The sequence below is a fragment of the Enterobacter sp. WP_7_1 genome (genome assembly GCF_003688535.1).
In the GTDB taxonomy this organism is placed as follows: domain Bacteria; phylum Pseudomonadota; class Gammaproteobacteria; order Enterobacterales; family Enterobacteriaceae; genus Enterobacter; species Enterobacter asburiae.
In genome coordinates, this window is record NZ_REFK01000001.1 from 670,543 (window position 1) to 696,297 (window position 25,755).

General features: G+C 54.5%; 22 protein-coding genes. 17 read left to right on the forward strand and 5 right to left on the reverse strand.

All coding sequences use genetic code 11. The features are described 5' to 3' along the window. The first annotated feature begins 7 nt into the window (after positions 1 to 7). From BJ885_RS03275 to BJ885_RS03295, 4 genes are all read left to right on the forward strand, one after another. On the forward strand, positions 8 to 625 hold the full coding sequence (locus BJ885_RS03275; RefSeq protein ID WP_021240882.1) for a DMSO/selenate family reductase complex B subunit: 618 nt from the start codon (positions 8 to 10) through the stop codon (positions 623 to 625). 1 nt (position 626) lies between these two features. Next, the gene (locus BJ885_RS03280; protein WP_121931179.1) at positions 627 to 1,490 is read left to right on the forward strand and encodes a dimethyl sulfoxide reductase anchor subunit family protein; all 864 of its coding nucleotides are present in this window, start codon (positions 627 to 629) and stop codon (positions 1,488 to 1,490) included. A gap of 275 nt (positions 1,491 to 1,765) precedes the next feature. Further along, positions 1,766 to 2,914: an MFS transporter gene (locus BJ885_RS03290; RefSeq protein WP_023335120.1), complete on the forward strand. Its 1,149-nt coding sequence runs from the start codon at positions 1,766 to 1,768 to the stop codon at positions 2,912 to 2,914. A 123-nt stretch (positions 2,915 to 3,037) separates the two neighbouring features. Next, positions 3,038 to 3,559: an anti-virulence regulator CigR family protein gene (locus BJ885_RS03295; protein ID WP_054829900.1), complete on the forward strand. Its 522-nt coding sequence runs from the start codon at positions 3,038 to 3,040 to the stop codon at positions 3,557 to 3,559. A gap of 36 nt (positions 3,560 to 3,595) precedes the next feature. Here BJ885_RS03295 and pflA read toward each other — a convergent pair whose 3' ends face one another. The 4 genes from pflA to ycaO all read right to left on the reverse strand — a co-directional run bounded on the left by pflA (position 3,596) and on the right by ycaO (position 9,899). After that, positions 3,596 to 4,336 carry a pyruvate formate lyase 1-activating protein gene (gene pflA, locus BJ885_RS03300; RefSeq protein ID WP_023310991.1) on the reverse strand — a complete coding sequence of 247 codons (741 nt, stop codon included), beginning with the start codon at positions 4,334 to 4,336 and terminating at the stop codon, positions 3,596 to 3,598. A 204-nt stretch (positions 4,337 to 4,540) separates the two neighbouring features. After that, positions 4,541 to 6,823, reverse strand: a complete 2,283-nt coding sequence (gene pflB / locus BJ885_RS03305; RefSeq protein WP_029739495.1) for a formate C-acetyltransferase — start codon at positions 6,821 to 6,823, stop codon at positions 4,541 to 4,543. Positions 6,824 to 6,874: 51 nt separating this feature from the next. Next, positions 6,875 to 7,732: a formate transporter FocA gene (gene focA / locus BJ885_RS03310; protein WP_008499974.1), complete on the reverse strand. Its 858-nt coding sequence runs from the start codon at positions 7,730 to 7,732 to the stop codon at positions 6,875 to 6,877. Between the two features lie 406 nt (positions 7,733 to 8,138). Next, positions 8,139 to 9,899, reverse strand: a complete 1,761-nt coding sequence (gene ycaO, locus BJ885_RS03315) for a 30S ribosomal protein S12 methylthiotransferase accessory factor YcaO (protein ID WP_183128605.1) — start codon at positions 9,897 to 9,899, stop codon at positions 8,139 to 8,141. A 127-nt stretch (positions 9,900 to 10,026) separates the two neighbouring features. Here ycaO and BJ885_RS03320 point away from each other — a divergent pair, with 127 nt between their 5' ends. From BJ885_RS03320 to BJ885_RS03380, 13 genes are all read left to right on the forward strand, one after another. After that, positions 10,027 to 10,719, forward strand: coding sequence for a DUF421 domain-containing protein (locus tag BJ885_RS03320; protein WP_047648177.1), 693 nt, complete (start codon positions 10,027 to 10,029; stop codon positions 10,717 to 10,719). A 162-nt stretch (positions 10,720 to 10,881) separates the two neighbouring features. Next, a complete protein-coding gene (gene serC / locus BJ885_RS03325) occupies positions 10,882 to 11,970 on the forward strand; it encodes a 3-phosphoserine/phosphohydroxythreonine transaminase (protein ID WP_029739497.1) in 1,089 nt (362 codons plus the stop codon). Between the two features lie 69 nt (positions 11,971 to 12,039). Next, positions 12,040 to 13,323, forward strand: a complete 1,284-nt coding sequence (gene aroA / locus BJ885_RS03330; protein ID WP_121931182.1) for a 3-phosphoshikimate 1-carboxyvinyltransferase — start codon at positions 12,040 to 12,042, stop codon at positions 13,321 to 13,323. 185 nt (positions 13,324 to 13,508) lie between these two features. Then, positions 13,509 to 14,192, forward strand: coding sequence for a (d)CMP kinase (cmk, locus tag BJ885_RS03335; protein WP_013097305.1), 684 nt, complete (start codon positions 13,509 to 13,511; stop codon positions 14,190 to 14,192). 111 nt (positions 14,193 to 14,303) lie between these two features. Further along, a complete protein-coding gene (gene rpsA / locus BJ885_RS03340; protein ID WP_014169387.1) occupies positions 14,304 to 15,977 on the forward strand; it encodes a 30S ribosomal protein S1 in 1,674 nt (557 codons plus the stop codon). Positions 15,978 to 16,147: 170 nt separating this feature from the next. Next, complete coding sequence (ihfB, locus tag BJ885_RS03345) at positions 16,148 to 16,435, forward strand: integration host factor subunit beta (protein WP_008499965.1); 288 nt, start codon at positions 16,148 to 16,150, stop codon at positions 16,433 to 16,435. A 214-nt stretch (positions 16,436 to 16,649) separates the two neighbouring features. Then, positions 16,650 to 18,914 carry a ComEC family protein gene (locus BJ885_RS03350; RefSeq protein ID WP_121931183.1) on the forward strand — a complete coding sequence of 755 codons (2,265 nt, stop codon included), beginning with the start codon at positions 16,650 to 16,652 and terminating at the stop codon, positions 18,912 to 18,914. Positions 18,915 to 18,950: 36 nt separating this feature from the next. Then, complete coding sequence (gene msbA, locus BJ885_RS03355) at positions 18,951 to 20,702, forward strand: lipid A ABC transporter ATP-binding protein/permease MsbA (RefSeq protein ID WP_023335128.1); 1,752 nt, start codon at positions 18,951 to 18,953, stop codon at positions 20,700 to 20,702. Next, positions 20,699 to 21,676 (forward strand): tetraacyldisaccharide 4'-kinase, encoded by a 978-nt coding sequence (gene lpxK, locus BJ885_RS03360; RefSeq protein WP_047648173.1) that lies wholly within the window; start codon positions 20,699 to 20,701, stop codon positions 21,674 to 21,676. Before msbA ends, lpxK begins: the two co-directional genes overlap by 4 nt. 44 nt (positions 21,677 to 21,720) lie before the next feature. Continuing rightward, positions 21,721 to 22,950, forward strand: coding sequence for a winged helix-turn-helix domain-containing protein (locus BJ885_RS03365; RefSeq protein ID WP_121931184.1), 1,230 nt, complete (start codon positions 21,721 to 21,723; stop codon positions 22,948 to 22,950). Positions 22,951 to 22,995: 45 nt separating this feature from the next. Continuing rightward, positions 22,996 to 23,178 (forward strand): protein YcaR, encoded by a 183-nt coding sequence (gene ycaR / locus BJ885_RS03370; RefSeq protein WP_006174474.1) that lies wholly within the window; start codon positions 22,996 to 22,998, stop codon positions 23,176 to 23,178. Beyond that, entirely contained in the window at positions 23,175 to 23,921 is a 747-nt protein-coding gene (gene kdsB, locus BJ885_RS03375; protein ID WP_121931185.1) for a 3-deoxy-manno-octulosonate cytidylyltransferase, read from the forward strand. The genes ycaR and kdsB overlap by 4 nt, the downstream gene beginning before the upstream one ends. Positions 23,922 to 24,062: 141 nt before the next feature. Next, positions 24,063 to 24,956: a YcbJ family phosphotransferase gene (locus tag BJ885_RS03380; protein ID WP_029739503.1), complete on the forward strand. Its 894-nt coding sequence runs from the start codon at positions 24,063 to 24,065 to the stop codon at positions 24,954 to 24,956. Here the strand turns inward: BJ885_RS03380 and elyC are convergent. After that, positions 24,933 to 25,712, reverse strand: a complete 780-nt coding sequence (gene elyC / locus BJ885_RS03385) for an envelope biogenesis factor ElyC (RefSeq protein ID WP_121931186.1) — start codon at positions 25,710 to 25,712, stop codon at positions 24,933 to 24,935. The genes BJ885_RS03380 and elyC overlap by 24 nt on opposite strands. Positions 25,713 to 25,755 lie beyond the last annotated feature (43 nt).

Genomic DNA, 25,755 nt, shown 5'->3' on the forward strand with positions numbered 1-25,755 from the left:
GTAGCCGATGACAACCCAGTATGGATTTTTTATTGATTCCAGCCGTTGCACCGGGTGCAAAACCTGCGAGCTGGCCTGTAAAGATTACAAAGACCTGACTCCTGACGTCAGCTTCCGCCGCATCTACGAATACGCCGGTGGCGACTGGCAGGAAGATAACGGCGTCTGGCATCAGAACGTCTTTGCCTATTACCTGTCGATTGCCTGCAACCACTGTGAAGATCCGGCCTGCACCAAGGTCTGCCCGAGCGGGGCGATGCACAAGCGTGAAGACGGCTTTGTGGTGGTGGATGAAGATGTCTGCATCGGCTGTCGGTACTGCCACATGGCGTGCCCGTACGGCGCGCCGCAGTACAACGCCGCCAAAGGTCATATGACAAAATGCGACGGTTGCCACACCCGCGTGGCGGATGGCAAAAAGCCGATTTGCGTCGAGTCCTGCCCGCTGCGCGCGCTGGACTTCGGCCCGATTGAAGAGCTGCGTCAAAAACACGGTCAGCTTGCCGCAGTGGCGCCGCTGCCGTCTGCGCACTTCACGAAGCCGAGCATTGTGATTAAACCTAACGCCAACAGCCGTCCTACTGGTGACACCACCGGCTACCTGGCAAATCCGAAGGAGGTGTGAGATGGGAAGTGGATGGCATGAATGGCCGCTGATGATCTTCACGGTCTTTGGTCAGTGCGTGGCGGGCGGTTTCATTGTGCTCGCGCTGGCGCTGTTAAAAGGGAAACTCAATGCCGAACAGCAGCAGCGTCTGGTGTTGAGCATGTTTGGCCTGTGGGTGCTGATGGGGATTGGCTTTATCGCCTCTACTCTGCACCTGGGTTCGCCGATGCGCGCGTTTAACTCTCTGAACCGCGTAGGGGCATCGTCCCTCAGTAACGAGATTGCCAGCGGGGCAATTTTCTTTGCCGTCGGTGGGCTGGGCTGGCTGCTGGCCGCTTTGAAGAAATTGCCTGCGGGTCTGCGCAGCCTGTGGCTGATCGTGACGATGGTTCTGGGCGTGGTGTTCGTGTGGATGATGGTGCGCGTCTATAACACTATCGATACCGTTCCAACCTGGTACAGCGTCTGGACGCCGATGAGCTTCTTCCTGACGATGTTTATCGGCGGACCGCTGCTGGGCTACCTGCTGCTGCGCGTGGCGGGCGTAGACGGGTGGGCAATGCGTTTGCTGCCCGCTGTTTCGCTGCTGGCGCTGGTGGTGAGTGCGATGGTCGCCCTGATGCAGGGGGCTGAACTGGCAACCATTCACAGCTCTATTCAGCAGGCTTCTGCCCTGGTGCCGGACTACGGTTCTCTGATGGCCTGGCGCATCGTTTTGCTGGTCGCGGCGTTGGTATTCTGGATTGCTCCTCAGCTCAAAGGCTATCAGCCCGCGCTGCCGCTGCTGTCACTGGCCTTTGTGCTGGTCCTGGCGGGTGAACTGATTGGCCGCGGCGTGTTCTACGGGTTGCATATGACCGTAGGTATGGCTATCGCCAGCTAACGTTGCATTTCGTTATATCAAGCCGGGCCTGAGTGCCCGGCTTTTTCTTTTTTCGATCATGAAATTTTTCGACTGTCGTTTTGTTTTAATTTTTCCCATTAATAAATAAAAACAGATACATAATTAATATCTATAGCAGGCGTGGCATTAGCAGGATAAGTTTTTTAAATCGACAGGGAACATATTGTGCGAGGCGGCTAAGTCAGTGGATTGACTTTGTTTTTGCCAGTGGCATGATGCGCACGAAATCTGAACTTCCTCACGGTTTTTAATCCATGACCACCTATACCCGGCCAGTGCTTCTGTTGCTCTGTGGCCTGCTTCTGTTGACCCTGGCGATCGCAGTGTTAAATACGCTCGTCCCGCTGTGGCTCGCCCATGAAAACTTACCAACCTGGCAGGTGGGTATGGTCAGCTCGTCCTTTTTTACCGGCAACCTGCTGGGTACGCTGGTGACCGGGAGCCTGATTAAGCGCTTTGGCTTTAATCGCAGCTATTATCTGGCTTCGCTGATTTTCGCCGCCGGGTGTGCCGGGCTGGGCCTGATGGTCGGCTTCTGGAGCTGGATGGCGTGGCGCTTTATCGCTGGCGTAGGCTGCGCGATGATTTGGGTGGTGGTTGAAAGTGCGCTGATGTGCAGCGGCACCTCCCGCAACCGCGGACGCCTGCTGGCGGCCTATATGATGGTTTACTACGTCGGCACCGTGCTGGGGCAACTGATGGTCAGCAAGCTGCCAACCGACCTGATGAGCGTTCTGCCGTGGGTCACGGGCATGGTGCTGGCCGCAATCCTGCCGCTGCTCTTCACGCGCATTGTGAACCAGAACAGCGAGCATCAGGAAGCGACCCACGTCTGGCCAATGCTCAGACTGCGCCAGGCGCGTCTGGGCGTTAACGGCTGCATTATCTCGGGGATTGTACTAGGCTCGCTCTACGGCCTGATGCCGCTCTATCTGAATCATCAGGGCGTCAGCGATTCCGGAATTGGCTTCTGGATGGCTGTCATGGTGAGTGCGGGCATCGTCGGGCAGTGGCCGATTGGCCGTCTGGCGGATCGTTTCGGCCGTCTGCTGGTGCTGCGCGTTCAGGTCTTCGTGGTCATCATGGGATGCCTTGCCATGCTCAGCAACGCCGCGATGGCACCTGCGCTGTTTATCCTCGGGGCCGCCGGCTTTACGCTCTATCCGGTCGCGATGGCGTGGGCCTGTGAGAAAGTTGAACACCACCAGCTGGTGGCAATGAACCAGGCGCTGTTACTGAGCTATACCATCGGCAGTTTATTAGGGCCGACGTTTACCGCGATGCTGATGCAGAATTACTCTGATAATTTATTGTTTATCATGATCGCCAGCGTATCGTTTATTTATCTCTTAATGCTGCTGCGCAAAGTGGGCGAACACCCAACGCCTGTGGCTCATGCCTGATTAATTAAAAGCCTGTCGATGACAGGCTTTTTTGTCCCTGTCACAACTAAGAGTTTTACTTATTGTTTGTTTATTGCGCCAGGCGATAATTCATGTGAGTCCTACCACTATAAGGCAGCAATCATGTCTATTCGTCGTTTTTCCACTACCGCACTTGCCGTAGTGTTGTCTTTAACGTTTGCAACGGCTCCGGTCATGGCTAATCCTGGAAACGGGAATGGCGGTGGTCACGGAAACGGTGGCGGGCAAGGTAATGGCGGCAATCATGGTAACGGGAATTCTGGTAACCATGGCAATAAGCAAAATAACGGTCAGGATAACCCTGGAAAATCGGACAAGAGCTTTAAAAACAGTAAAGATGTCGGTAACGATGTCGACGCGCGCGTGAGCTTCGATCATGCCCGCCATCTGGCGCTGAATTATGGCTTAACGGGCTATGACTCTCTGCCTCCGGGTATCGCGAAAAACCTGGCGCGCGGTAAACCGTTGCCTCCGGGCATTGCGAAGAAAACCGTACCGGCCTCAATGCTGGGTCAGCTTCCTTCCTATCCAGGCTATGAATGGCGCGTGGTCGGAGACGACCTGGTCTTAATTGCGCTGAGCACTGCGATTGTGACGTCCGTTATTAACGGCGTCTTTAAATAGAATATAAAAAGGCCCGGTTCTCACCGGGCCTTTTCTTTAATACATCACCTTGTGGCCGTACTGTTCTAGAATACCTTTGACGCGTTCCATCGTCTCTTTTTTCGGCGGCTTCACGCCATCAAGTTTGTACTCTTCGCCCATCGCCACCCATTTATGTTTACCCAGCTCGTGATAGGGCAGAAGCTCGATTTTCTCGACGTTGCCCATGTCGCGGGTAAATTCCCCGAGGCGGTGCGCGGAGTCGTCGTCATCTGACCAGCCGGGAACAACTACGTAGCGGATCCAAGTTTTGATGCCTTTATCGGCAATGTATTTGGCAAATTCCAGCGTGCGGTGGTTTGAGACGCCAACGAGGTTCTGGTGGATCTCATCGTTCATCTGTTTGAGATCGAGCATCACCAGATCGGTCACTTCAAGCAGCTCGTCGATAACTGGATCGTAGCGGCGTACGAAGCCGTTGGTGTCCAGGCAGGTATGAATGCCTTCTTTGTGGCAGGCACGGAACCAGTCGCGGACAAATTCAGCCTGCAGAATGGCTTCACCCCCGGATGCGGTGACGCCGCCGCCGGATGCGTTCATAAAGTGGCGGTAGGTCACCACCTCTTTCATCAAGTCTTCAACTGTCACTTCTTTACCGCCGTGCGTATCCCAGGTGTCACGGTTATGGCAGTACAGGCAGCGCATCAGGCAGCCCTGGAAAAAAGTGATGAAGCGGATGCCCGGGCCATCGACGGTGCCACAGGATTCAAAGGAGTGAATGCGACCAATAATTGACATTGCGGTGATATCTCCAGCATCGGCCCGTCCGGGGCCTGAGTATGCACAGCTCAAAGCCGGCTGTGTTGAAGTCTGTTTTGGCTGATATCCATAGAGTATAGATAGCGGACAAAAGAGACTGAGGTGGAGAGGGTGCTAAAAAGGCCCCACTGACGTGGAGCCTTTATTGTACGCTTTTTAACGCGTGATTTCAGTCAATTCCACTTACATGGACTGAGTGAAAGTACGGGTGATAACGTCCTGCTGCTGTTCTTTAGTCAGGGAGTTAAAACGTACTGCGTAGCCAGATACGCGGATGGTCAGCTGAGGATATTTCTCAGGGTGTTCCATCGCGTCGAGCAGCATTTCACGGTTCATGACGTTCACGTTCAGGTGCTGACCACCTTCGATGGACGCTTCGTGGTGGAAGTAACCATCCATCAGACCCGCGAGGTTAGTTTTACGCACTTCGTCGTCTTTACCCAGCGCGTTTGGCACGATAGAGAAGGTGTAAGAGATACCATCTTTCGCGTAAGCAAACGGCAGTTTAGCAACGGAGGTCAGAGAGGCAACCGCACCTTTCTGGTCACGACCGTGCATTGGGTTAGCACCTGGGCCGAATGGCGCGCCAGCACGACGACCGTCTGGGGTGTTACCGGTTTTCTTACCATACACAACGTTTGAGGTGATGGTCAGAACAGACTGAGTCGGGATAGCGTTACGGTAAGTAGTCAGTTTCTGAATTTTCTTCATGAAACGTTCTACCAGGTCAACCGCCATGTCATCAACGCGAGAGTCGTTGTTACCAAACTGCGGATATTCACCTTCGATTTCGAAGTCTACAGCCAGGCCGTCTTCGTCACGAATTGGTTTAACTTTCGCATATTTGATTGCAGACAGGGAGTCAGCAGCAACGGACAGACCAGCGATACCACACGCCATGGTGCGGACAACGTCACGGTCGTGCAGCGCCATCAGAGAGGCTTCGTAGCTGTACTTGTCGTGCATGTAGTGGATAACGTTCAGTGCAGTGACGTACTGTTTAGCCAGCCAGTCCATGAAGTGATCCATACGCTCCATCACTTCGTCGAAGTTCAGAACGTCGCCTTTGATCGGCTCAGACTTAGGACCAACCTGCATTTTCAGTTTTTCATCAACGCCGCCGTTGATTGCGTACAGCATGGTTTTCGCCAGGTTTGCACGCGCACCGAAGAACTGCATTTGTTTACCAACAACCATTGGGCTTACGCAGCAAGCGATAGCGTAATCGTCGTTGTTGAAGTCCGGACGCATCAGGTCATCGTTCTCGTACTGCAGAGAAGAGGTATCGATGGACACTTTAGCGGCGAATTTCTTGAAGTTCAGAGGCAGTTTTTCAGACCACAGAACGGTGATGTTCGGCTCCGGAGAAGGACCCATGGTGTACAGGGTGTTCAGGAAGCGGAAGCTGTTTTTGGTTACCAGAGTACGGCCGTCAACGCCCATACCACCGATTGATTCTGTTGCCCAGATTGGGTCACCAGAGAACAGCTCATCGTATTCAGGGGTGCGCAGGAAGCGAACCATACGCAGTTTCATGACCAGGTGGTCAATCATTTCCTGAGCGTCTTGCTCGGTGATTTTGCCTGCTTTGATGTCGCGTTCGATGTACGCATCCAGGAAGGTGGATACGCGACCGAAGGACATGGCTGCACCGTTCTGAGACTTAACCGCGGCCAGGTAGCCGAAGTAGGTCCACTGGATAGCTTCCTGAGCGTTGGTAGCAGGACCAGAGATATCGCAGCCATATTTCGCCGCCATCTCTTTGATCTGACCCAGCGCGCGGTGCTGTTCAGCGATTTCTTCACGCAGACGGATAGTCGCTTCCAGGTTTACGCCGTTTTCCAGATCGGACTGCAGGGAAACAAACTGCGCGTACTTGTCTTTCATCAGGAAATCGATACCGTACAGCGCAACGCGACGGTAGTCACCGATGATACGGCCACGGCCATATGCATCTGGCAGACCAGTCAGAACGCCAGATTTACGGCAGTTCAGAATGTCTTTGGTGTAAACATCGAATACGCCCTGGTTGTGGGTTTTGCGGTATTCGGTGAAGATTTTTTTCAGCATTGGATCCAGCTCGCGGTTATACGCTTTGCAGGAACCTTCAACCATTTTGATACCACCGAACGGGATGATTGCGCGTTTCAGTGGTGCTTCAGTCTGCAGACCAACGATTTTCTCAAGGGCTTTGTTGATGTAGCCAGCATCGTGAGAAGTGATGGTGGAAGCAACGGAGGTGTCAAAATCAACTGGCGCGTGAGTGCGGTTTTCCAGTTTAACGCCTTCCATTACGCTGTCCCACAGCTTGGTGGTCGCGTCAGTTGCGCCAGCCAGGAAGGATTCGTCACCTTCATACGGGGTATAGTTTTTCTGAATGAAGTCACGTACGTTTACTTCATTCTGCCAGTCACCTTTCGCAAAACCTTCCCAGGCTGTGGCTAACTTTTCATTAAGCTCGGACATGTAACACCTACCTTCTTAAGTGGATTTTTTATTTACTGCCTGAGAAAACCATCAATGATGATCGTCGCCACGCAGGTAAATGACCCAGTATGTCAACCCAACTAACAGACCCCCACCGATAATGTTCCCGATAGTCACAGGGATCAGGTTATCAGTAATGAAATTCATAATAGTCAGGTGAGAGAAACTTTCCGGGGATGAACCAACTGCGGTCCAGAACTCCGGGCTCGCAAAGTCGCGGATAACAATGCCCATTGGGATCATGAACATATTCGCGATACTGTGCTCAAAGCCGCTGGCAACAAACATCGCAACCGGCAGAACCATAATTAAGGCTTTGTCCATCAGGCTACGACCCGAGTAGCTCATCCATACAGCCAGGCAGACCATCAGGTTAGCGAGGATGCCGAGAGCAACGGCTTCGATAAATGTGTGGTGCATTTTGTGGTCGGCGGTTTGCAGGACGTTAAGGCCCCAGCCACCGTTGGCGGTCATGTACTCGCCAGAAAGCCACATCAACAAAACAAAGAGCAGACAGCCAACCAGGTTACCCACGTAGACGTTAAGCCAGTTACGTGCCAGCTGACCCCAGGTAATTCTTCCGCTGGCCTTTGCCACGACAATCAGCACCGTTGAGGTGAAGAGGTCGGCGCCGCAGATGACGCAGAGAATCAGACCCAGTGAGAAGCAAATGCCGCCAATCAGTTTGGCCATGCCAAAAGGCATTCCGGCAGTACCGGTGGTGGCAGTGATGTAGAAGACGAAAGCGATAGAGATGAACACACCAGCCGTGATCGCCAGATAGAACGTCTTCATCGGGTGTTTCGTTGCTTTATAGACACCCGCTTCTTCGGCAACTTTGGCCATCGCAGCAGGGAGTAAAAGATCAAAAGGGTTGTCAGCTTTCACACTAACTCTCTCTTTATTAAGTCGGCGACGAGATACTAACAAAGCATTATAGAAGAGAAATTGATATAGATCATATCTCGCCTGGCTTATAGGCCCGCAGTGTGTATGGTTTTACAACAAATGCGGAGTAAGTAATTGATTATCCGTATAAAAATAAATTTTAAAAGTTATGAAAAGAGTTGAATTTTTTCGTTCGGCCACCCCTGACGCAGTTAATTAATATGGAGTATTTACCATAAAAAGTAACAGTAAAGCCCAGGTAAATATTATTATATTTACCCATGTTTAACTTTATTATTACAATCAACAGTCATTGCCGAAGAAAATAAAAAACGGGGCAATGAAATTGCCCCGTAATATAGCCCAGACGATTGAATACGCCTACTGCTGGTAATGTTATCTGCGCTTATTTTGACCAGTAAGCGGCTTTTGCTTTCTGCAGCTTTTCGTAGGCCTTCAGCAGCGACTGATGCGCCGGGAAGGCTTTCAGATCGCTATCAACAGCCTGCAGGCCATAGAACGGCGCTTCGCCGCTCAGGGCCGCGCTGGCTGCTTCAACGGCTTCAGCTCCGTACATACGCACGAAAGCGTTCAGGTATTGCAGCGGCTCGCGATCGTCTTCCTGGGCCAGCAGCAACAGGGTTTGCAGGCAGCGGTAATAATTGGTGCGTTCGGCAGAGAAGACAGACTGGTTGAATTCCATGGTCCACTCGGTCCAGGCCAGCGCCTGATCCAAATTGCCACCCGCCAGGGCCAGCATCGCTTTCAGCTCACCGATGCGCAGGGTATACCAGCCGTTGTCTTTACCGGTCGCCAGGCCCAGCAGTTCGCGTACGCGGGTGAAGTCATCGTGGCCTTCTTCGTCCAGTTGGGCGATCAGGTTCAGATAATCTTCTTTCTCCCACTCGCTGCCCGGCAGAGCCAGCAGCGTTTCGCGCAGGTGCGCGCCCATGCTGTTATTCGCCAGCCACAGATCTTCAGCCGGGTAGATGTCGGACATGCCCGGAACAATAATGCGGCATGCGTAGACGCCAAGGTGTTCGTAGTCGGCAATATAAACTTCCTGATCTTCCGCGTTGAAGATAGCCATCAGCGTGGCGAACTCTTCTTCCGTGGTACCGGCAAAGCTCCAGTCCACGAACGGATAGTCGGCGTCCTGCTTGAACATATCCCAGGAAATTAAACCGCTGGAGTCAATGAAGTGGGTTTCAAGGTTGGTATGCTCGGCCACTTCTTCATCGTCAAACGTTGGCGGAGTGAAGACGTCGAGGTCTTTCAGGCTACGGCCCTGCAGCAGCTCGGTAACGGTACGCTCCAGCGCCACGCCGAAGTCAGGGTGCGCACCGAATGAGGCGAAGCAGGTGCCGTTGGCCGGGTTAAACAGCACCACGCAGATAACCGGATACTTGCCGCCCAGCGAGCCGTCATAGGCAAAGATTGGGAAACCTTCTGCTTCCAGCTTAGCGATGGACTCCACTACGCCCGGGTAGCGCGCCAGCACGTCTGCCGGAATTTCTGGCAGGCTGATGGATTCAGCGATGATGCGGTTTTTAATGTGGCGTTCAAAGACTTCAGACAGACCCTGCACGCGCGCTTCATTGCGGGTGTTACCGGCGGACATACCGTTGGACACATACAGGTTGCCGACGATGTTCATCGGGATATACACGGTCTGCTCGTCAGACTGACGGGTGAACGGCAGGGCGCAGATACCGCGATCCTCGTTACCGGACTGGAGATCGATCAGCATGCTGGCGGTCAGTTCGCTGTCTGGATCGTAGAAGGCGCGCAGGCGCGCGTCGAGAATACCTTCCGGCAGCTCGTCATCTTCAGTCAGCGGGAACCATTTTTCATTTGGATAGTGAACGAACGGGCCGTTAGCGATAGTTTCGCCCAGCCAGAAGTCAGCGAAGAAATAGTTGGTGGACAGACGCTCAAAATACTCACCCAGCGCAGAGGCCAGTGCCGCTTTTTTTGTCGCGCCTTTACCGTTGGTAAAGCACAGGGCACAGTCTTTATCGCGAATATGCACGGACCAGACATGAGGTACCGGATTGAGCCAGGAGGCTTCTTCGATGTTAAAACCCAGGTCGGTCAGTTTCTGCTGGAAGCGAGCGATGGAATCTTCCAGAGCGGCGTCTTTGCCGGGGATAAACGTTTGAGTCATGGCGTTCACTTTTATCGTACGTAAAGCGCGCAATGATACGGGTTTTGCGTGACGGGTGCTATCTTCGGCGAAAATAAAAGGCTGGGCTATGCTTAGTGGCAGTAACTGACTGTTAAGGCATAGAAAAATGAAAGCATTTGATCTCCAGCGGATGGCGTTTGATAAAGTTCCTCCTGAATTTCTGGGCGAAGTGGCGCTGCGCAGCCTGTATACCTTCGTACTCGTCTTCCTGTTTCTAAAAATCACCGGCCGCCGCGGCGTGCGGCAGATGTCGCTCTTTGAGGTGTTGATCATCCTGACGCTGGGGTCTGCGGCGGGGGACGTCGCCTTTTATGACGACGTGCCGATGGTGCCGGTGTTTATCGTTTTTGTCTCACTGGCGCTACTTTACCGTCTTGTCATGTGGCTGATGTCGAAAAGCGAAAAGCTGGAAGATCTGCTTGAAGGGAAGCCGGTCGTTATCGTCGAGGACGGACAGCTGGCCTGGGAAAATGTACAAAGCGCCAATATGACCGAGTTTGAGTTCTTTATGGAGCTACGCCTGAACAGCGTTGAACAGCTCGGGCAGGTGCGTCTGGCGATCATGGAAACTAACGGGCAGATCAGCGTCTATTACTATTCTGACGACGAGGTGAAGCCGGGACTGTGTATCCTGCCGGATATGCTCATTGAGCGTTTCAGAACGGTACCGGAATCAGGCGCGTATGCTTGCGTAAGATGTAGCCATGTTGTCGCGATGCAGCCGGGGGATCGTCAATTATGCCCCCGCTGTGCAAATCCGGAATGGACGAAGGTTAGCCGGGCCAAACGCATCACCTGACAGCCATTTTGTCGGTTTTGTCTTAGCGAGGCGGCAGATTGTTTTGTGTGACGCGGGCCACATTTCACGGGTCATAAGTTTTAGACATTGCGGCGCGTGTCACTGAATGATAAAACCGATATCCACAGTTATAACTTATGGCTTTTAGCGTGGTGAGGGGAAATGGCTCAAGTCTTTAATTTCAGTTCAGGTCCGGCAATGTTACCGGCAGACGTGCTTAAACAGGCTCAACAGGAACTTTGTGACTGGAACGGTCTCGGTACGTCGGTGATGGAAATCAGCCACCGTGGTAAAGAGTTTATTCAGGTGGCGGAAGAGGCAGAAAAGGATTTTCGCGATCTGCTGAATATTCCCTCGAACTACAAAGTATTGTTCTGCCACGGCGGTGGACGCGGCCAGTTTGCAGGCGTTCCGCTGAATATTCTCGGTGACAAAACGACGGCTGACTACGTTGACGCGGGTTACTGGGCAGCAAGCGCCGTTAAAGAAGCGCATAAATACTGCACGCCGAATGTTATCGACGCCAAAGTGACCGTTGACGGTCTGCGCGCCGTGAAGCCAATGAGCGAGTGGCAGCTTTCTGATAACGCAGCGTATCTGCACTACTGCCCGAACGAAACCATTGACGGGATTGCCATCGACGAGACGCCAAACTTCGGCAGCGATGTCGTGGTTGCCGCCGACTTCTCCTCCACCATTCTGTCTGCGCCAATTGATGTCAGCCGCTACGGCGTTATCTATGCGGGCGCGCAGAAAAATATCGGTCCGGCTGGTTTGACTATCGTCGTCGTGCGTGAAGACCTGCTGGGTAAAGCGCATAAATCCTGCCCGTCGATTCTCGATTACACCGTGCTGAACGATAACGACTCTATGTTCAACACCCCACCAACGTTTGCCTGGTATCTCTCCGGCCTGGTCTTCAAATGGCTGAAGCAAAACGGCGGCGTGGCGCAGATGGACAAGGTCAATCAGCAGAAAGCTGAACTGCTGTATGGCGTGATCGACAAGAGCGATTTCTACCGCAACGATGTGGCGAAAGCTAACCGTTCCCGCATGAACGTGCCGTTCCAGCTGGCGGACAGCAGCCTGGACAAAGTGTTCCTGGAAGAGTCCTTCGCGGCAGGTCTGCATGCGCTCAAAGGCCACCGTGTCGTTGGCGGCATGCGTGCCTCCATCTATAACGCGATGCCGCTGGAAGGCGTTAAAGCCCTGACGGATTTCATGATCGACTTCGAACGTCGTCACGGTTAATTTGCTGTTTTTCACCCCCGCAGCGTCCCTGCGGGGTTTTTATTATGTTGAGTTGAGAGTTTAGTTTTCATGGAATCCCTGACGTTACAACCTATCGCGCGGGTAGATGGCACCATTAATCTGCCTGGTTCAAAAAGTGTCTCGAACCGCGCTCTGCTGCTGGCAGCTCTGGCAAACGGCACCACCGTCCTCACAAACCTGCTGGACAGCGATGACGTGCGCCATATGCTCAATGCGCTGAAAGCGTTGGGCGTTCATTACACTCTCTCTGACGATCGTACCCGCTGCGAAGTGACCGGCAACGGCGGCGCGCTGCGCTCGGGCGAAGAGCTTGAGCTGTTTCTGGGCAACGCGGGTACCGCGATGCGCCCGCTGGCGGCGGCCCTGTGCCTGGGGAGCAACAACATCGTGCTGACCGGCGAGCCGCGCATGAAAGAGCGTCCGATTGGTCACCTGGTGGATGCCCTGCGTCAGGGCGGCGCGCAGGTTGAGTATCTGGAGCAGGAAAACTATCCGCCACTGCGTCTGCGCGGAGGTTTTACCGGCGGTCACGTCGAGGTTGACGGCAGCGTTTCCAGCCAGTTCCTGACGGCACTGCTGATGACCGCGCCGCTGGCACCGCAGGATACGGTTATCACCATTAAAGGTGAACTGGTCTCCAAACCGTACATTGATATCACGCTGCACCTGATGAAAACCTTCGGCGTTGAGGTGGAAAACCAGTCTTATCAGCGCTTCGTGGTGCGCGGCGCGCAGCAGTACCAGTCTCAGGGCAACTACCTTGTTGAGGGGGATGCGTCATCCGCGTCCTACTTCCTGGCCGCGGGTGCGATTAAAGGCGGTACGGTAAAAGTGACCGGTATTGGCCGTAACAGCGTGCAGGGCGACATCCGTTTTGCGGACGTGCTGGAAAAGATGGGTGCCATTGTCACGTGGGGCGATGACTTCATCTCCTGTACCCACGGTGAGCTGAACGCCATCGACATGGACATGAACCATATCCCGGATGCGGCGATGACCATTGCCACGGCGGCGCTGTTTGCCAAAGGCACCACCACGCTGCGTAACATCTACAACTGGCGCGTAAAAGAGACGGACCGCCTGTTCGCGATGGCGACCGAGCTGCGAAAAGTCGGTGCCGAGGTGGAAGAGGGCGAAGACTACATTCGCGTGACCCCTCCGGCAAAACTGCAGTTTGCGGAAATCGGCACCTACAACGATCACCGCATGGCGATGTGCTTCTCGCTGGTGGCGCTGTCAGACACGCCTGTCACCATTCTTGATCCGAAATGTACCGCGAAAACCTTCCCGGACTACTTCGAACAGCTGGCACGCATTAGTACGCTGGCCTGATAACGTATTGCCGCATCACCCGATGCGGCATTTGCTTACGCTTCATTACGAACACCTCCGCTCATTTCTTCTACACTCTGCTTCAATCATTCCGTAATTTGCACGCAAAGGTAACAGTTGCGCACGTTGGCGCGTATAATGCGCGGCGTTCATGTAAACGGTATGCCTTATTTAAGGAGAAAAAGATGACTGCAGTTGCCCCGGTAATCACCATTGATGGGCCGAGTGGCGCAGGGAAAGGTACTCTGTGCAAAGCGATGGCGGAAGCATTGCAATGGCATCTTTTAGATTCGGGAGCAATCTATCGCGTGCTGGCGCTGGCCGCGCTGCATCATCACGTGGATGTCGCGTCTGAAGAGGCGCTGGTTCCGCTGGCTGCGCATCTGGATGTGCGTTTCGTGTCGACCGATGGCAACCTGGAAGTCATCCTTGAAGGGGAAGACGTGAGCGGCGAAATCCGTACTCAGGAAGTGGCGAATGCAGCCTCCCAGGTTGCGGCCTTCCCGCGCGTTCGTGAGGCGCTGCTGCGCCGTCAGCGCGCGTTCCGTGAAGCCCCGGGTCTGATCGCTGACGGACGCGATATGGGAACCGTGGTATTCCCTGATGCGCCTGTGAAAATTTTCCTCGACGCCTCTTCGGAAGAACGTGCTCAACGCCGCATGCTTCAGTTGCAGGAAAAGGGGTTTAGTGTTAACTTTGATCGCCTTTTATCCGAGATAAAAGAGCGCGATGACCGCGATCGTAACCGCGCCGTCGCCCCACTTGTTCCTGCAGAAGATGCATTAGTTCTGGATTCAACCAGTTTAACTATTGAGCAAGTGATTGAAAAAGCGCTACAATATGCGCGCCAAAAACTGGCACTCGCGTAATCGCGACCGATTTAGTAGTACCCCCGCTGCAATGGATTGACGGCGGGTATGTGAAACAACCCCATCCGGCACGGAGCCAGGTGGACGTTAATATTAACCTGAAGATTAAACATGACTGAATCTTTTGCTCAACTGTTTGAAGAATCCTTAAAAACAATCGAAACCCGCCCGGGTTCCATCGTTCGCGGTGTTGTTGTTGCTATCGACAAAGACGTAGTACTGGTTGACGCCGGTCTGAAATCTGAGTCCGCCATTCCGGCAGAGCAGTTCAAAAACGCCCAGGGCGAGCTGGAAATCCAGGTAGGTGACGAAGTTGACGTTGCTCTGGACGCAGTAGAAGACGGCTTCGGTGAAACCCTGCTTTCTCGTGAGAAAGCTAAACGTCACGAAGCATGGATCACGCTGGAAAAAGCTTACGAAGAAGCTGAAACTGTGGTCGGTGTTATCAACGGCAAAGTTAAAGGTGGCTTCACTGTTGAGCTGAATGGTATTCGTGCGTTCCTGCCAGGTTCTCTGGTAGACGTTCGTCCAGTTCGTGACACTCTGCACCTGGAAGGCAAAGAGCTTGAGTTCAAAGTAATCAAGCTGGACCAGAAGCGTAACAACGTTGTTGTTTCCCGTCGTGCCGTTATCGAATCCGAAAACAGCGCAGAACGCGATCAGCTGCTGGAAAACCTGCAGGAAGGCATGGAAGTCAAAGGTATCGTTAAGAACCTCACTGACTACGGCGCATTCGTTGACCTGGGCGGCGTTGATGGCCTGCTGCACATCACCGACATGGCGTGGAAACGCGTTAAGCACCCAAGCGAAATCGTGAACGTGGGCGACGAAATCACTGTTAAAGTGCTGAAGTTCGACCGCGAGCGTACTCGTGTATCCCTCGGCCTGAAACAGCTGGGCGAAGATCCATGGGTAGCTATCGCTAAGCGTTACCCAGAAGGTACTAAACTGACTGGTCGCGTAACCAACCTGACTGACTACGGCTGCTTCGTTGAAATCGAAGAAGGCGTTGAAGGTCTGGTGCACGTTTCCGAAATGGACTGGACCAACAAAAACATCCACCCATCCAAAGTTGTTAACGTTGGTGATGTAGTGGAAGTGATGGTTCTGGATATCGACGAAGAACGTCGTCGTATCTCCCTGGGCCTGAAACAGTGCAAAAACAACCCATGGCAGCAGTTCGCGGAAACCCACAACAAGGGCGACCGTGTTGAAGGTAAAATCAAGTCTATCACTGACTTCGGTATCTTCATCGGCCTGGACGGCGGCATCGATGGCCTGGTTCACCTGTCTGACATCTCCTGGAACGTTGCAGGCGAAGAAGCAGTTCGTGAATACAAAAAAGGCGACGAAATCGCTGCAGTTGTTCTGCAGGTTGACGCAGAGCGTGAGCGTATCTCCCTGGGCGTTAAACAGCTCGCAGAAGATCCGTTCAACAACTGGGTTGCACTGAACAAGAAAGGCGCAATCGTAAACGGTAAAGTGACTGCAGTTGACGCTAAAGGCGCAACCGTAGAACTGGCTGACGGCGTTGAAGGTTACCTGCGCGCTTCTGAAGCTTCACGTGACCGCGTTGAAGATGCCACTCTGGTTCTGAACGTAGGCGACGACGTTGAAGCTAAGTTCACCGGTGTTGACCGTAAGAACCGTGCAATCAGCCTGTCTGTTCGTGCTAAAGACGAAGCTGATGAGAAAGATGCAATCGCAACTGTTAACAAACAGGAAGATGCAAACTTCTCTAACAACGCAATGGCTGAAGCTTTCAAAGCAGCTAAAGGCGAGTAATATCAGGTTCTCAGCATCATTTGCGCTGTAACGCATTTACAGCGTGAAGGATGAGGAGCAAACTTGACAGATTGCAGGATTCGTCCTGTAATCAATAACAAAGGGCGGCTACGGCCGCCCTTGTTTAATGAGCTGTTCAGCTAATTGGTTTGAAAGGAACCGGAGGAATCATGACCAAGTCAGAATTGATTGAAAGACTTGCCAGTCAGCAACCGCATATCCCTGCCAAGGCAGTGGAAGATGCCGTAAAAGAGATGCTGGAGCATATGGCCTCCACTCTTGCCCAGGGCGAGCGCATTGAAATCCGCGGTTTCGGTAGTTTTTCTCTGCACTATCGTGCTCCACGTACCGGGCGTAACCCGAAAACTGGCGATAAAGTCGAGCTGGAAGGCAAGTACGTTCCACACTTTAAGCCGGGTAAAGAACTGCGCGATCGCGCCAATATTTACGGCAACTGAGTTTAGCCAGCAGGTTAAACTGGGTTCGAAAGAAAGCACCTGCGGGTGCTTTTTTTGTCTCTGTCGCTTTCATTCTGAAGATACCCCGCATTTTCCGTTTTGTTTTCTGCAAACCGATAAAAACAGCACAGCGCGCGCTGTAAAATGTACTTTTCCCATCTGACAAATCGCTCTGCCTGATTACATACTGCCCCTCTGAAACAGGGAGGTAGCAATGGGAATTCCCGCGCTTAGCATCTGCGCCATTCTGGCGATAGCCCCGTTACTCTGGTTACCGGAACTGCCATCACGTCATACCGTGTGGATAATGATTGTTGGCGGGATCGTGCTGGCCGCACGGCGAAACGTACGACTGAAGTATGCGGGTATCACGCTGTTATGTTGCGTTTGGGGTATTCTGGCTGCGAAGGAGAGCGTCTGGCCGATGCAGCATTTAACCACGGGGGCTGTGCAGGCTGAGGTAGCGATCACCGCCACAGATGGCGCAACGCTGCATCAGGGAAACATTCTCAGCGTAGAGGGCAAGCGCTGGTGGGCCTCCACCGGCGTAACGCTGTATGGCAATTATCTGCCACAGAAAGCGTGTGCCGGTCAGCGCTGGAGCATGACGCTCAGGCTCAGGCCTGTCCATGGCGAACTGAACGACGGCGGATATGATTCTCAGCGCAGCGCCTTTGCCCGTCATCAAACGCTGAGCGGTCACTTCACCCATGCTGAACTCGTCGATGGGCGCTGCAGCCTGCGAGCGCAATACCTGACGTCACTGCAAAACCGCCTTTCTGCTTACCGCTGGGGGGCGGTTATCCTCGGACTGGGAATGGGTGAACGTCTGGATGTACCCCAGGAAATAAAAGACCTGATGCGTGAAACCGGGACGCTACATTTGATGGCGATTTCGGGTCTGCATATCGCGCTGGCGGCATCCCTCGCCTGGTTACTCGCGCGTGGGCTTCAGTTTCTATTACCCAGCCACCGGGTCCACTGGCAAATGCCTCTTCTGGCCGGGTTATGCTTTGCCGCTTTCTACGCCTGGCTTACCGGTTTGCAACCACCTGCGCTACGAACGGTCATCGCGCTTGCTGTGCTTGCAATGTTGCGGATCGCTGCCCGGCAATGGTCTCCATGGCAGGTATGGGGGTGCTGTATCGCAGCGATCCTGATAAGCGATCCCTTAGCCATACTCTCGCAGAGTCTGCTTTTGTCTGCATTTGCTGTCGCCGCGCTGATTTTCTGGTTTCAGTGGCTGCCTCTTCCTGGCTGGCACCGGGCACGACGTATACGGCCGCTGCTGAACCTGATCTATCTGCAGGTCGGTATGCTGATGCTGCTGATGCCGCTACAGGTTCTGATTTTCCATGGCTTCAGCATCTCCTCCCTGGTCGCGAATCTCTTTGCCGTTCCCCTGGTGACGTTTGTCTCCGTGCCGCTGATCCTGCTCGGCATGCTGCTTCATCTCCTACCGCTGGCGGCACCGGAAAGCGTGGTCTGGTTCGCAGCCAATAAGTCACTTGCGGGGCTGTTCTGGCTCCTCATGCGCTTGCCTGACGGCTGGCAAAATGTCGACCAACGCTGGCAGTACATGACATTACTGCCCTGGCTTATCATCATCGGCTGGCGCTTTCGTGCCTGGAAAATCCTTCCTGCCGTTTGCCTTGCAGGAAGTGTTTTACTCACATTTCCTCTCTGGAGAACGGAAAAAAACGAGAGCTGGACGCTGCATATGCTGGATGTAGGGCAGGGGCTGGCGATGGTCGTTGAACGGCAGGGGAAAGCCATTCTCTATGATACCGGGCTTGCCTGGCCGGGCGGGGATAGCGCTCAGCGGTTAATTATCCCGTGGCTTCGCTGGCATCACCTGCGGCCTGAAGGCGTTATTCTCAGTCATGAACACCTCGACCATGTGGGAGGACTCGCATCGTTGCAAAAAGCGTGGCCGGACGTGTGGGTAAGAAGCCCCCTGCACCAGGCGGGACATCGCCCCTGTTTTCGCGGGCAGAGATGGCGATGGCAGGGACTTACCTTCACCGCCCACTGGCCCCCTGAAAATTACCCGGCTCAGGGGAACAACCATTCCTGTGTGGTAAAGGTGGATGACGGTGAGCAGAGCGTTCTGCTAACGGGGGACATTGAAGCGCAAGCGGAACAGGCTATGCTTAGCCATTACTGGCGTTATCTCACGTCCACGCTCATACAGGTGCCCCATCATGGCAGCAATACTTCTTCTTCATTGCCGCTGGTGCAGCGGGTGGAAGGTCAGATCGCCCTGGATTCAGCGGCCCGCTATAACGCATGGCGATTCCCGTCGGCAAAAGTTGTTCGACGTTATCGAAAAGAGGGGTACATCTGGCACGATACCCCTCATTCTGGACAAATATCGGTGACATTCTCGCAACATCACTGGCAAATCCGGCGCTTGCGAGAGCAATTTTTACCCGTTTGGTATCATCAGTGGTTTGGCGCGCCCGTCGATAACGGGTAGAATATGCGGCTATTTCAACGAATGCTGGTTTTTTGAATGCATAACGACAAAGATCTCTCCACGTGGCAAACCTTCCGCCGACTCTGGCCGATGATTGCGCCCTTTAAAACAGGCCTGATCGTGGCGGGAGTAGCGTTAATCCTCAACGCAGCCAGCGATACTTTTATGCTATCGCTTCTCAAACCGTTACTGGACGACGGTTTTGGTAAAACGGATCGCTCAGTGTTGCTATGGATGCCTCTGGTGGTTATCGGACTGATGATCTTACGCGGCATCACCAGCTATATCTCCAGCTACTGTATTTCCTGGGTATCAGGGAAAGTGGTGATGACCATGCGCCGTCGCCTGTTCAGCCACATGATGGGCATGCCGGTTTCGTTCTTTGACAAGCAGTCTACCGGGACGCTGCTGTCCCGTATTACCTACGACTCAGAGCAGGTTGCCTCCTCGTCCTCAAGCGCGCTGATCACCGTTGTGCGTGAGGGTGCGTCAATCATCGGCCTGTTCGCGATGATGTTCTATTACAGCTGGCAGCTGTCGATCATCCTTATCGTTCTGGCGCCGATAGTTTCTATTGCCATCCGCGTCGTCTCAAAGCGCTTCCGCAATATCAGTAAGAATATGCAGAACACGATGGGGCAGGTGACGACCAGCGCGGAACAGATGCTGAAAGGGCATAAAGAAGTTCTGATTTTTGGCGGTCAGGACGTCGAAACCAAACGCTTTGATAAAGTCAGCAACAAAATGCGTCTTCAGGGGATGAAAATGGTCTCGGCCTCTTCTATCTCTGATCCGATTATTCAGCTGATTGCCTCCCTGGCGCTGGCATTCGTCCTCTATGCGGCAAGCTTCCCGAGCGTCATGGAGACGCTGACGGCGGGTACCATCACCGTGGTCTTCTCCTCTATGATCGCCCTGATGCGTCCGCTAAAATCCCTGACGAACGTGAACGCCCAGTTCCAGCGCGGGATGGCCGCCTGTCAGACACTGTTCAGCATTCTGGATTCCGAACAGGAAAAGGATGAAGGTAAGCGCGTGATCGAGCGTGCAAACGGAGACGTCGAATTCCGCAACGTGACCTTTACCTATCCAGGCCGTGAAGTGCCTGCCCTGCGTAATATCAACCTGTCCATTCCGGCGGGTAAAACCGTTGCGCTGGTGGGCCGCTCCGGCTCGGGTAAATCGACTATTGCCAGCCTGATGACCCGTTTCTACGATATTAACGAAGGTGAGATCCTGTTAGACGGTCATGACCTACGGGAGTATACCCTGCAGTCGCTGCGTAACCAGGTTGCGCTGGTCTCTCAGAACGTGCATCTGTTTAACGATACGGTCGCCAACAACATCGCTTATGCACGCACTGATGAGTACAGCCGCGAACAGATTGAGAACGCCGCGCGTATGGCCTACGCAATGGACTTTATCAACAAGATGGATAACGGTCTGGATACGATAATCGGTGAGAACGGGGTACTGCTCTCCGGCGGTCAGCGACAGCGTATCGCCATTGCGCGTGCGCTGCTGCGCGATAGCCCGATTCTGATCCTGGACGAAGCGACCTCTGCGCTGGATACGGAATCTGAACGCGCTATCCAGTCCGCGCTGGATGAGCTGCAAAAGAACCGTACCTCGCTGGTGATTGCGCACCGTCTGTCGACTATCGAGCAGGCTGACGAAATCGTCGTGGTTGAGGATGGCGTCATTGTTGAACGCGGAAGCCATGCCGATTTGCTGGAACACCGCGGCGTTTACGCTCAGCTTCATAAGATGCAGTTTGGCCAACAATGATTGCACGCATCTGGTCCGGTGAATCTCCGCTGTGGCTGCTGCTTTTGCCGCTCTCCTGGCTATATGGCCTGGTGAGCGGCGCTATCCGTCTGCTATACCGTCTGGGACTGAAGCGTGCCTGGCGCGCGCCGGTTCCGGTTGTGGTTGTCGGTAATCTTACGGCGGGCGGCAACGGTAAAACGCCGGTGGTGATCTGGCTGGTGGAGCAATTGCAAAAACGCGGTATCCGCCCGGGGGTGGTATCGCGCGGATATGGTGGTAAAGCAGCGCGTTATCCGCTGCTGCTGACGGCGGAAACCACGACCGCCGAAGCGGGTGATGAACCGGTATTGATTTTCCAGCGTACCGGCGCGCCGGTTGCGGTCTCCCCGGTGCGCAGCGACGCGGTTCAGGCACTGCTTGCCGAACACGCGGTACAAATCATTATCACTGACGATGGCCTGCAGCATTACGCCCTGGCGCGTGATAAAGAGATTGTTGTCATCGACGGTGTTCGCCGTTTCGGTAACGGCTGGTGGCTGCCGGCTGGCCCCATGCGCGAACGCGCTTCGCGTCTTAAGTCCGTTGATGCGGTGATTGTTAACGGCGGTGAGGCAAACGCGGGTGAAATCCCGATGTACCTGCAGCCGGGCCTGGCGATCAACCTGGTGACGGGGGAACGCCGGTCGGTTGCTGAGCTGCCTTCACCGGTGGCGATGGCGGGGATTGGCCATCCGCCGCGCTTCTTTGCGACGCTGGAACAGTGTGGTGCCCGGCTGGAAAAACGCGTTCCGCTGGCCGACCACCAGGCGCTGGTGGAAGGGCAGGTAGACGCCCTGACCGTACCTGGGCAGTCGCTGATCATGACTGAAAAAGATGCGGTGAAATGCCGTGCCTTCGCGAAAGATAACTGGTGGTATCTGCCGGTTGACGCTGAACTCAGCGGCGAGCAGCCGGAACACTTGCTCCAGGAACTGATTGCGTTGGTGCAGTAAAGGCTTACGCGGTTCTGGTGGCGCTTTGACTGACAGGAAAACGCATGTCTTTACCGCAACTCTCGCTTTCAGCCGCACGTCATTTACATCTTGCCGCGCAGGGGCTGCTCAAAAAGCCTCGCCGCCTCGCGCAGCCTGCCGATATTCTCTCTACCGTCCAGCGCATGTCGCTGCTTCAAATCGACACCATTAACATTGTGGCCCGTAGCCCTTACTTGGTCCTGTTTAGCCGCCTGGGAAATTATCCTTCGCAGTGGCTGGATGAGGCGCTCAGCAAGGGGGAGTTAATGGAGTACTGGGCGCACGAAGCCTGCTTCCTGCCCCGCAGCGATTTTGCCCTGGTTCGCCACCGTATGCTTGCCCCGGAAAAGATGGGCTGGAAATACCGACAGGCGTGGATGCTGGAACATGCGGCCGAAATTGAGCAGCTAATCGCGCATATTCAGGATAACGGTCCCGTACGCTCCGCCGATTTTGAACACCCGCGCAAAGGCACCAGCGGCTGGTGGGAGTGGAAGCCGCATAAGCGTCATCTCGAAGGGCTGTTTACCTCTGGCAAAGTCATGGTGATTGAGCGGCGTAATTTTCAGCGCGTCTACGACCTGACGCATCGCGTGATGCCGCACTGGGACGACGAGCGTGACCTGCTTACCCAGGAGGCGGCCGAGGCCATCATGCTGGAGAATAGCGCCCGCAGCCTGGGGATTTTCCGCACCCAATGGCTGGCAGATTATTATCGCCTTCGCCAGCCCGCGCTGAAACCGCTGCTGGACATCTGGCAATGCGAACAGCGCGTCATCCCCGTCACGGTGGAAACGCTGGGCGAAATGTGGCTGCATGCGGATCTCCTCCCGCTACTGCCTCAGGCCCTGGAGGGGAAACTTCAGGCAACCCATAGTGCGGTGCTGTCGCCTTTCGACCCGGTCGTCTGGGACAGAAAACGCGCCGAGCAGCTGTTCGATTTTAGCTACCGGCTGGAATGTTATACCCCAGCCCCAAAGCGCCAGTATGGTTACTTTGTTCTCCCGCTGCTGCATAAGGGGCAACTGGTCGGGCGCATGGACGCCAAAATGCACCGCAAGACCGGCACGCTTGAAATCATTGCGCTTTATCTGGAAGAGGGCATCAGGGTGACGGCGAGCCTGGAAAAAGGGTTAACGTCCGCCATTAGCGAATTCGCGTGCTGGCAGGGTGCCCGCGACGTGACGCTGGGCCGGGTACCCGACGGGATGTTTACATCCTGTCGAAGTGGCTGGGAAACAGGCACTCCCTGAAAAGGGAATGTGTTAAGCTTTAGCGATTACCCATACGGAGGAACTATGGATCACCGTTTACTTGAAATTATTGCCTGCCCGGTATGCAACGGCAAACTCTACTACAGCCAGGACAAACAGGAGCTGATCTGCAAGCTGGACAGCCTGGCTTTCCCGCTGCGTGACGGCATTCCGGTACTTCTGGAAAATGAAGCTCGTTCCCTGGTGGCAGAAGAGAGCAAACCATGAGTTTTGTTGTCATTATTCCTGCGCGTTATGCCTCAACGCGTCTGCCGGGTAAACCGCTGGTGGATATCAACGGCAAGCCGATGATTGTGCATGTCCTTGAGCGTGCGCGTGAATCCGGTGCCGATCGCGTGATTGTTGCTACCGATCATCCTGACGTCGCCCGTGCGGTTGAGGCAGCAGGCGGTGAGGTATGCATGACCCGCGCCGATCACCAGTCCGGCACCGAGCGTCTGGCGGAAGTGGTTGAGAAATGTGGCTTCAGTGATGATACGGTCATCGTTAACGTGCAGGGTGACGAGCCGATGATCCCGGCGGCGATTATCCGTCAGGTGGCAGAAAACCTGGCTCAGCGTCAGGTTGGTATGGCGACGCTCGCGGTGCCTATTCACCACGCTGAAGAGGCATTCAATCCGAATGCGGTGAAGGTGGTCATGGATGCCGAAGGCTATGCGCTCTATTTCTCACGCGCCACCATCCCGTGGGATCGCGATCGCTTTGCGCTCTCTAAAGAGACCATCGGCGATACCTTCCTGCGTCATATTGGGATCTACGGCTATCGGGCCGGTTTTATCCGTCGATATGTTACCTGGGCGCCGAGTCCGCTGGAGCATATCGAAATGCTGGAGCAGCTTCGCGTGCTCTGGTACGGCGAAAAAATTCACGTTGCCGTTGCCAGCGAAGTGCCTGGAACGGGCGTTGATACGCCGGAAGATCTTGAGCGCGTCCGCGCCGAGCTGCGCTAATATCGCCTGCATCCCTCCTGACGGGGGGATGTCCTCTCCCCATTAATTCCCGTTTCTTTTCCCTAATTGATCTCTTCCGGGTGACATCTCCCTTAAGGACGCTCATTATAAAAGCAGTAGTCTTAATGGGGGTAATCTCATATGGAACAGCTGCGTGCCGAACTTAGCCATCTGCTGGGTGAGAAATTAAGTCGGATCGAATGCGTGAGTGAAAAGGCCGATACCGCGCTTTGGTCGTTGTATGACGGTCAGGGCAACCCAATGCCGCTGATGGCCAGAAGTTTCACCTCGCCGGGCGTTGCCAGGCAGCTTGCATGGAAAATGTCGATGCTGGCGCGGGAGGGAACCGTCCGGATGCCGACGGTGTACGGCGTGATGACCCACGAGGAACATCCCGGCCCGGACGTGCTGCTGATTGAGCGTTTACGCGGCGTGCCCGTTGAAGCGCCCGCGCGCACGCCGGAACGCTGGGAGCAGTTAAAAGACCAGATTGTCGAGGCGCTGCTGGCCTGGCATCGTCAGGATAGCCGCGGGCTTGTCGGTCCGGTCGACAGCACTCAGGAAAACCTGTGGCCGCTGTGGTATCGCCAGCGGGTGGAAGTGCTGTGGGGAACGCTTAACCAGTTCAACAATACCGGTTTAACCATGCAGGACAAACGTATTCTGTTTCGCACCCGCGAGTGCTTACCGGCGCTGTTCGACGGTTTTAATGACAACTGCGTGCTGATCCACGGTAATTTCACCCTGCGAAGCATGCTCAAAGACTCCCGTAGCGATCAGCTTCTGGCGATGTTGGGGCCGGGGATCATGCTCTGGGCTCCGCGCGAATATGAGCTGTTCAGGCTCAGCGACAGCGGGGCGGCGGAAGGTTTACTGTGGCACTACCTTCAACGCGCGCCCGTTGCAGAAGCGTTTCTCTGGCGGCGCTGGCTATACCTGCTCTGGGACGAAGTCGCGCAGCTGGTGAATACCGGACGTTTTAATCGCGCAAACTTCGATCTGGCAACAAAATCACTCCTGCCCTGGCTCGCCTGACGATCCTTTCAGCCACTGCCAGAGGCGTCCGAGCGTCTCATAACCGACGCGATCGCTATGCATCAGCCAGGCCGGGGAGGGGATCGCCCGTTCCCAAGGGGTGAGCGGCGCGTCGATGGCCATCTGGTTTGCCGGTGCGGGAAGCGGGTGCAGGCCTTGCTTCTGGAAGAAAATCATTGCGCGTGGCAGGTGTGAGGCGGAGGTCACCAGTAAGAACGGGACATCGCCAATTGCCTGCTTCACTGCGGCAGCCTCTTCTTCGGTATCTTTTGGGCTGTCCAGAGTGATAATTGAGGAGCGCGGCACGCCGAGTGATTCTGCGACCCTGGCGCCCGCTTCAGCCGTACTCACCGGGTTCGTTTTGGCTGCCGCGCCGGTGAAGATCATTTTTGATCCCGGATTTGCCAGCCAGAGGCGAATACCTTCGTTTAGCCGTGGCAGGCTGTTGTTGATCAGGTTTGAACTGGGCGCCCAGTCAGGATCCCAGGTATATCCACCGCCCAGCACCACGATGTACGCCACTTTCTGATTTCCCTGCCATGTTGGGTACTTGTTTTCGATGGGTCGTAGCAGACCATCCGCGACCGGCTGCAGGCTCAACAGCAGCAGGACAAACCAGCCGAGCGTGATAAGCGTTTTGCCACTCTTCTGAAAGCGACTGAACCACACCAGCGCCAGCCCCAGCGCGATGATGATGAGCAGCAGCGGAAGGGGAAGCATCATCCCTCCAATGTATTTCTTAAGGGTAAAAAGCATCCTTTTTGGTTCCTTTTTTGACCATATAGCAGGTGATTACCCG